This is a genomic window from Ilumatobacter sp. (assembly GCF_049588435.1).
Lineage (GTDB): Bacteria > Actinomycetota > Acidimicrobiia > Acidimicrobiales > Ilumatobacteraceae > Ilumatobacter_A.
Genome location: NZ_JBAVYV010000004.1, coordinates 1 through 8,075, shown reverse-complemented (window position 1 = coordinate 8,075; position 8,075 = coordinate 1). Strand labels below are relative to the sequence as shown.

Below are 8,075 nucleotides of genomic sequence, written 5' to 3'. Positions count from 1 at the left end.
ATCATCGTGCGCGGGGACCTCACCGAGGGGCCCGGACCGGCGGCGGGTGCCGACCCCGGCGAGGTGGTGGTTCCGATCAGCGACCCACTCGTGGCCCATCCCGACGTCGGGCTCGCAGTCGCGGTGTACAGCGACGGCCTGGTCCTCGCATCGTCGGCACGGATCGTGCACGTCGATGACGACGTCATCTTCGTCGCCGTCCCCGTCGACATGGCACCGACGGTCGCTGCGGCGGCGCAGATGCGTCAGGCGAGCGTGACGTTCATCCGATCGACCGATTGACCCCGCTCCGCTGCGCCGGCGCCGACCGTGCCCGGCCATGATGGCGAGACACCTCGACGAAAGGAAGATGAAGGCAGAATGGCAAACGAAGAGATCGACTACGAAGACCTGACCACGATGCGTCTCGATCAGGAGGCGCTCGATTCGCTGCTCCGCTCCGGCGGCGAATGCATCTTCAACTGGACGACGAAGGATGGACATCCGGTCGGTGTCGTCGTCGCGTTCGTCTATCACGACGGCAAGTTCTTCACCACCTGCGCCGAACGCCGCAAGCGCGTCCCGGCCCTGCGCGCCCGGCCCCAATCGGGTCTCGTGATCAACAACTCGGGAAAGACGGCGACGTTCAAGGGCGAATCCGTCGTGCACGCTCACGGCGACGACGGCTTCGACGAGTTGAAGGAGTGGTTCTACACCAAGTTGTCGCGCGTCGATCAGGACCCCGAGGACGAGTACCGCAAGAGCTTCAAGAAGTTCCTCGACTCACCGCATCGCGTGATCATCGAAACCGATGCACGGCTCGTGGTCGCATTCGACACCGCGAAGTTCCACGCCTTCACCGTCGAGGCGATGGCAGCGGGCCAGGGCGCCGACTGACCCGGTCATCGGGTGTTGGACGCCCGATGACCGAACGCTCGGTCAACCCGAGGCGCCGCGCACGCCGCTGACGATCAACAGCAGCATGAACACGCCGAGGGCGACGCGGTAGATCACGAACGGCAGGAAGCTGTGCGTTCGGATCCACTTGAGCGTGCCCCACACGGCGAACCACCCGGCGAGGCCGGACGTGATGACGCCGACCAGCATCGGGATGTACAGGTCGCTGTCGACCTCGCCCGTGAACAACCCGACCGACTTGACCAGGACGGCCCCCGCGATGACGGGCAGCGACATCGTGAAGCTGATGCGCGCTGCCGCGTCGCGGTCGAAGCCGAGCCAGCGCGCCGCGGTGATCGTGATCCCGGAGCGGGATGTTCCCGGGTTCAGCGCGAGCGTCTGCGCGATGCCGGTCTTGATCGCGTCGCCGGCACCGAACTCCTCGAGTTCACGCTTTCCCGCCAGGCGGTCGGCCCAGCCGAGCAGGAGGCCGAAGCCGATGAGCGAGAGGGCGATGATCAACGGTGTGCCGAGCGCGCTGTCGATGACGTTCTCGAAGATCGCTCCGACGAGCGCCGCCGGCACAGTCGCCAGCACGAAGAACCATGCCAGTCGGCCTTCGACCGTGGTCGGACGCTGCCGTGAGAACACGAGCCTGGTGCCCTCGCGGACGTAGACGACCACGTCGCGCCAGAAGTAGCCGAGGACCGCGATGAACGTTCCGAGATGGAGCGCGACGTCGAACGTCTTCTTGATCGAGTCGCCGTCAGCCCCGTCGAAGTCGTTCCAGCCGAACAGCCACGGGACGAGCAGGAGGTGTCCGCTGGACGAGATCGGCAGGAACTCCGAGAACCCCTGCACGAGGCCGAGAACGATCGCGTGGAAGATCGGCACGCCGCATGTCTATCGCCCACACCCACCCCGCCTACCCCGATCTCGTGAACTGTTCGCGCGCTCCGTGCGCGAACAGTTCACGAGATCGCCGGATGGTGGGCCGAGCGGGCGAGCGGGTTGGGCTGCGGACGGGTCGTGGCGTAGGTGGCTCAGCTCGCCGCTGCGGCGAAGCCCTGCTCGAGGTCGGCGAGGATGTCGTCGATCGACTCGAGCCCGACCGAGAGCCGTACCAGACCGGCGGTGACCGCGCTCGCAGCCTGTTCCTCGGGGGTCAGTTGGCTGTGCGTGGTCGAGCCGGGATGGATCACGAGGCTGCGGGCATCACCGATGTTGGCAACGTGGCTGTGCAGCGTCAGACCCTCGACGAATTTCTTGCCGGCCTCGTGCCCGCCCGTGATCTCGAACGCGAGCACCGACCCGTAGCCCTTGCCCCCACCGAGTTCGGTCGCACGCTCGTGCCACTTGCTCGACGGGAGACCCGAGTAGTTGATCGACTCGACCTGGTCGTGACCGTCGAGGAACTCGGCGACCTTCTGGGCGTTCGACCAATGCCGCTCCATCCGCAGGCTCAGGGTCTCGAGCCCCTGGATCAACATGAATGCGTTGAACGGCGAGATCGCCATTCCGATGTCACGCAGCAACTGCACGCGTGCCTTGAGGATGTAGGAGCCGTGGCCGAGGGCCGGCCAGTACGCGAGGCCGTGGTAGCTGGGGTCCGGGTCGTTGAAGTTCGGGAAGCGCTCGGCATCTCCATAGTCGAACGTGCCTCCGTCGACGATCGCTCCACCGATCGAGGTGCCGTGACCACCGATGAACTTGGTGAGGCTGTGCACGACGATGTCGGCGCCGTGCTCGAGGGGACGGATCAGGTATGGCGTGGCCACGGTGTTGTCGACGATCAGCGGGACACCCACATCGTGCGCGACGCCGCTCACGCCCGCGATGTCGAGTACGTCGTTCTTCGGGTTCGGGATGACCTCGCCGAAGAAGCACTTGGTGCGCTCGTTCGACGCCGCCCGCCACTGCTCGAGGTCGTCCGGGTCATCGACGAAGGTGACCTCGATCCCCATCTTCGGCAGCGTGTAGTGCAGCAGGTTGTACGTGCCGCCGTACAGCGACGGCGACGCGACGACGTGATCGCCGGACTCGGCGAGGTTCAGCACGGCGAGCGTCGATGCCGCCTGGCCCGACGAGACCGCGAGTGCCCCCGGAAGCCCGATCGCAGTGATGCAGCCGCCCTCGAGTGCGTTGAGGCGTGCCTCGAGCGCACCCTGGGTCGGGTTCATGATGCGGGTGTAGATGTTGCCGACCTCGGCGAGGGCGAAGAGGTTCGCGGCGTGATCGGCGTTCTGGAACTCGAACGATGTCGTCTGGTAGATCGGGACAGCGCGGGCCCCGGTCGTTGGATCGGGCTCTCCACCGACGTGGATCTGCTTGGTCTCGAAACCCCAGTTGTCACTCATGACGCTGAACCCTACGTCACCAATCCCGACCGGCCAAGTCAACTATCAGGCGGCGAGAAGGCGAGAACGCTGCTGCTCCCCGCCGTGACGAGTCGATGCCCGAGCGCAGCCGCGGCCGGCGCACGATCGACCGTCAGGACGTCTTCACGGCCGATTCGAGATCGCCCGGAGTGAACGGTCCGAGGGCGTGGTCGTCGGCGATGTACCGGTAGAGCGCGACGCCGAAAACACCGCGAGTCGCACCCGCGAACACGGCAGCTCCGATCGCGACGAGCATTCCGACGAGCACGAGCAGACCGCCGGTGATCTCGGCGGCCGCGGACCCGACCAGGAGCAGGAGCACACCACCCACGCCGATCAGGATCCCGACGAACGTGATCAATCCGGCCACGCCGCCGATCGCGACGTTGCCCGTGACCTGCTGACCCCAGCGTGCGCGAAACAGGCTCGCCGAACGCTTCATCGCGTCGATCGGGCCGACGTCCTCGAACACCAGGACCGGCACCACCATGAACGTGACGAGCGACCAGATCGCGCCACCGATGCCTGCGACCAACTCACCAGCAAATCCACCCTTGTCGCGGATGATGCTGAGCACGACCGACACGATCGCCGACACCAACGCCCACTTGGCGATGATTCCCGACTTGCTCCGCGCGACCGCACGTGCGGCGGCGAGGTCGGGTTTCCCGCCGCCGAGCGCGACGTCGGCTGCGGCGGCGAGCGCCACGTTGTAGAAGATCACCGAGAACGAGGCGACGTAGGCGCCGATCGCGACCAGCACCCCACCGCCGATCTGCGCCGCCAGCTCCTCCGTCGCCAGGAGTGCGACCCCGGGGATGACGATGATCACCATGGCGAGGACGGCGAAGATGCCGCCCCGGATCGGAAGGCGCACCAACCCAGGGTTGGCACGCACGACCGACCAGGACTTCTTCGTGAGTTCCCAACCCTGCTTCATCCGCCTGAACATCCGGCGAAACCTAGTGCAGCGAGCGGCCCGCAGTTCGAAACCACGGTCGACCTCGTCGGTCGACCGGGCCGGGTCGGCTCTTAGGAGTCTCCGCCGGAGGCTTCCGCCACCTTCTGCTTGCCGGCGTTGATGAACGGCATCATCGCCCGCAGCTCGGCACCGATCTCCTCGATCGGGTGCGTCTTGCCGGCTTCTTGCATCCGGTGGTAGTTCTCACGACCCGACTCCGACTCGGCGACCCATTCGTCGGCGAACTGGCCGGTCTGGATCTCGGTGAGGATCTTCTTCATCTCGACCTTGGTCGCGTCGGTGACGATACGGGGTCCACGCGTGAGGTCGCCGTACTCGGCGGTGTCGGAGATGCTGTAGCGCATTCCGGCGATGCCCTCCTCGTACATGAGGTCGACGATCAGCTTCACCTCGTGGAGGCATTCGAAGTACGCCATCTCGGGGGCGTAGCCGGCCTCGGTGAGGGTCTCGAACCCGGCCCGGACGAGCTGCGTGAGTCCGCCACAGAGCACGGCCTGCTCGCCGAACAGGTCGGTCTCGGTCTCTTCCTTGAACGTGGTCTCGATCACGCCGGCGCGGGTGCCGCCGATCGCGTCGGCGTACGACATGGCCACGGCGCGGGCGTTGCCCGTCGCATCCTGTGCCACCGCGATCAACGACGGCACGCCGCCGCCCTCGGTGAAGGTACGGCGCACGAGGTGACCGGGGCCCTTCGGAGCGATCATGATCACGTCGATGCCCTCGGGGGCCTTGATCCGGTCGAAGTGCACGTTGAAACCGTGCGCGAACGCGATGGCGTCGCCTTCCTCGAGGTTCGGAGCGATGTGCTCGTCGTAGATCTTCTTCTGCTCGGTGTCGGGCGCCAGGATCATGATGACCTGCGACGCCTTGGTCGCATCAGCGATCGACATCACCGTGAGGCCGGCTTCCTCGGCCTTGGCGACCGACGAGGAACCGTCGCGCAGGCCGACGACGACGTCGACCCCCGACTCCTTCATGTTCAGCGCGTGGGCGTGGCCCTGCGAGCCGTAGCCGATGACGGCAACCTTCTTGGAGCGGATGATCGAGGAATCAGCGTCCTCGGCGTAGTACACGGTGACGGCCATGGTCAGCCTGCCTTTCAATGGGATTGTTCGGTGTTCGGTGTTGGATGGGTGAACGGGGCGGCACCTGCGGTGCCGTCGATGATTCTGCTAGTTCGCGACGCGCAGTCGCGAACCGCGATCGAGCTTTGGCAGGGCGACGCGCCCCGTGCGCTGGAGTTCGACGATGCCGTACGAGTCGAGGAGCTCCTCGAAGTCGTCGAGCTTCGCAGGGTGCCCCTCGAGGCTGAGCGTCAGATTGTCCTCGGAGACTGCGAGAATCTTGCCCTCGAAGATCTGCGTGAGCGTCTGCACTTCGCCGCGCGTCGGGCCCGACGCCTTGACGGTGGCGATCATCAGCTCGCGTTCGACGCTGTGCGCCGGATCGAGCTCGGAGATCTTGATCACATCGATCAGCTTGAAGAGCTGCTTGGTGACCTGCTCGAGCGGCGCCGAGTCGAGGTCGACGACGATTGTGATCCGGCTCATCCCCTCCTGCTCCGCGGGAGCGACCGCCAGCGAATAGATGTTGTATCCGCGGCGGGCGAACAGGCTCGACACCCGTGCGAGCACGCCGGGGCGGTTCTGGACCAGCACCGAGAGGATGTGATGGTTGAGGTGACCGGACGGGTGGGTGGTGGATCCGAAGTCGCGCACGCGGCTCATTTCAGGTTCTCTTTCCGGTCTTGCTGGGTGGGGTGGAGGATGACGTCGTCGTTGCTCGCACCGGCCGGGACCATCGGGAACACACCCTCGGCCGCTTCGGTGCGGAACTCGACGACGACCGGGCGATCGTTGATCGAGTTCGCCTTCTCGATCGCCGGGCCGACCTCTTCGGGCGACTCGACGCGGATGGCGGCACAGCCCATCGACTCGGCCATCATCACGAAGTCGGGCAACGCGGATGAGTCGAGGAACACCGACGAATAGCGCTCGTCGTAGAACATCTCCTGCCACTGACGGACCATGCCGAGATAACTGTTGTTGAGCAGCGCGACCTTGATCGGCAGTCCTTCGAGCGATGCGGTGACCAACTCCTGAGCGGTCATCTGGAAACAGCCGTCGCCGTCGATCGCCCACACCGTGTGGTCGGGCATCGCGGCCTTCGCTCCGATCGCAGCGGGGATCGAGAAGCCCATCGTACCGAGGCCACCCGAGTTGACCCAGGTGTACGGCTCGTTGAAGTGCCAGTACTGCGACGCGAACATCTGGTGCTGACCGACCCCGGACGTGACGATCGTCTTGTCCGGCGCGTGGTCCCGGAGTTGCTCGATGCAGAACTGCGGCTTGAGCGCCGCGCCGGGCTCCGAGGGTTCGTAGGTCATCGGGAACTGTTCCTGCCAACCCGACACCTTGCTCTTCCACGCGCCGGTGTCGGCCTGCGTGACGCCGCTGTCGAGGAGGGCGTGGATCTGGACGATGATCTCCTCGATCACCAGTCGGGCGTCGCCGACGATCGGCACGTCAGGACGGCGCACCTTGCCCTGCTCGGCGGGGTCGATGTCGACGTGGATCACCTTCGCGTTCTGCGCGAATGCGTCGACCTTGCCGGTGATGCGGTCGTCGAAGCGCGAGCCGAGCGCGATCAGCAGGTCGGCCTTCTGCATCGCGGTGACCGCCGAGGCGTTGCCGTGCATTCCCGGCATCCCGAGGTTGAGCTCGTGATCGTCGGGGAAGGCGCCGCGTGCCATCAGCGTCGTGACGACGTGGATTCCCGTCAGCTCGACGAGCTCCGCGAGGGCCTCGGCGGCGCGGGCCTTGAGGATTCCGCCACCGGCGTAGATGACGGGCTGCTCGGACTCGAGGATCAGCTTCGCCGCCTCCTTGATCATCCGCGGATGACCCTTCACGTTCGGGCGGTAGCCGGGAAGGCTGGCGAGGACCTCCTCGTCGGTCGGCCAGTACCACTCCATCTCGCCGACCAACACGTCCTTGGGCACGTCGACCAGGGTGGGTCCGGGCCGTCCGGTGGTGGCGATGTGGAACGCCTGGCGGATCGCCATCGGGAGACCCTGACTGGTCAGGACGAGTTCGTTGTGCTTCGTGCACGAGCGGGTGATCCCGACCGTGTCGCACTCCTGGAACGCATCGGATCCGATCGCCGCGGTCGGCACCTGACCCGTGATCGCGACCATCGGAATCGAGTCCATGTACGCGTCCATCAGCGGTGTGACGAGGTTCGTCGCCGCCGGGCCCGACGTCACCATTGCCACACCCGGACGGCCCGACACGTGGGCGTATCCCTCGGCCATGTGGCCGGCGCCCTGCTCGTGGCGCACCAGCACGTGGCGGATCGAGGACTCGAGCAGCGGGTCGTACGCCGGGAGGATGCATCCGCCCGGGTAGCCGAACATCGTGTCGACGCCTTCCATCTCGAGCGATCGGATCAGCGCCTGGGCGCCGGTGATCCGTTCGCCCTCGGTGTGCTGCTGCGACTCGTGTGCGGATGTCTCGGCCGGGGTGTCTGTCGGTTGTGCAGTCATCGGTGCCTTCGTTTCTTGGCGGGTGCGGTGTTCAGTGTGGTGGGGAGCGGGCGGTTCGACGCCGGATCGGTGCCGAAAAAGCAAACGACCTCCCGTCTGGGAGGTCGAGGCACGCGCAGAGGAGATCCGGGCGTGCTACCGGATGAGTACTACGAACAGGTTGGTCGAGTTGCTCACGCCACCCATCCAACCACGCGATCGCGCCGAACACAAACCCAATTCCGACCCGGGGCCATCCCCGACATCCGGGCATCTCGTGAACTGTTCCCGCGCTCCGTGCGCGAACAGTTCACGA

The 8,075-nt window shown here is 66.0% G+C and carries 8 protein-coding genes; 2 read left to right on the top strand and 6 right to left on the bottom strand.

What is annotated here, in order from left to right:
• Together WBV89_RS00095 and WBV89_RS00090 are read left to right on the top strand one after the other, a co-directional pair.
• A partial coding sequence (locus WBV89_RS00095) for a hypothetical protein (RefSeq protein WP_423979312.1) occupies nucleotides 1-282 on the top strand: 282 nt, incomplete at its 5' end.
• Nucleotides 283-360: 78 nt separating this feature from the next.
• Complete coding sequence (locus WBV89_RS00090) at nucleotides 361-876, top strand: hypothetical protein (protein WP_423979311.1); 516 nt, start codon at nucleotides 361-363, stop codon at nucleotides 874-876.
• 42 nt (nucleotides 877-918) lie between these two features.
• Here the strand turns inward: WBV89_RS00090 and WBV89_RS00085 are convergent, their stop codons facing one another.
• From WBV89_RS00085 to ilvB, 6 genes are all read right to left on the bottom strand, one after another.
• Nucleotides 919-1,770: an undecaprenyl-diphosphate phosphatase gene (locus tag WBV89_RS00085; protein ID WP_423979310.1), complete on the bottom strand. Its 852-nt coding sequence runs from the start codon at nucleotides 1,768-1,770 to the stop codon at nucleotides 919-921.
• A gap of 149 nt (nucleotides 1,771-1,919) precedes the next feature.
• Nucleotides 1,920-3,233: a bifunctional o-acetylhomoserine/o-acetylserine sulfhydrylase gene (locus WBV89_RS00080; protein WP_423979309.1), complete on the bottom strand. Its 1,314-nt coding sequence runs from the start codon at nucleotides 3,231-3,233 to the stop codon at nucleotides 1,920-1,922.
• 133 nt (nucleotides 3,234-3,366) lie between these two features.
• Nucleotides 3,367-4,206, bottom strand: coding sequence for a DUF6159 family protein (locus WBV89_RS00075; RefSeq protein ID WP_423979308.1), 840 nt, complete (start codon nucleotides 4,204-4,206; stop codon nucleotides 3,367-3,369).
• An 80-nt stretch (nucleotides 4,207-4,286) separates the two neighbouring features.
• Nucleotides 4,287-5,321, bottom strand: a complete 1,035-nt coding sequence (gene ilvC, locus WBV89_RS00070; RefSeq protein ID WP_423979307.1) for a ketol-acid reductoisomerase — start codon at nucleotides 5,319-5,321, stop codon at nucleotides 4,287-4,289.
• Nucleotides 5,322-5,408: 87 nt separating this feature from the next.
• Nucleotides 5,409-5,963 carry an acetolactate synthase small subunit gene (ilvN, locus tag WBV89_RS00065; RefSeq protein WP_423979306.1) on the bottom strand — a complete coding sequence of 185 codons (555 nt, stop codon included), beginning with the start codon at nucleotides 5,961-5,963 and terminating at the stop codon, nucleotides 5,409-5,411.
• Nucleotides 5,960-7,780 carry a biosynthetic-type acetolactate synthase large subunit gene (gene ilvB, locus WBV89_RS00060; RefSeq protein WP_423979305.1) on the bottom strand — a complete coding sequence of 607 codons (1,821 nt, stop codon included), beginning with the start codon at nucleotides 7,778-7,780 and terminating at the stop codon, nucleotides 5,960-5,962. Before ilvB ends, ilvN begins: the two co-directional genes overlap by 4 nt.
• Nucleotides 7,781-8,075: the final 295 nt, after the last annotated feature.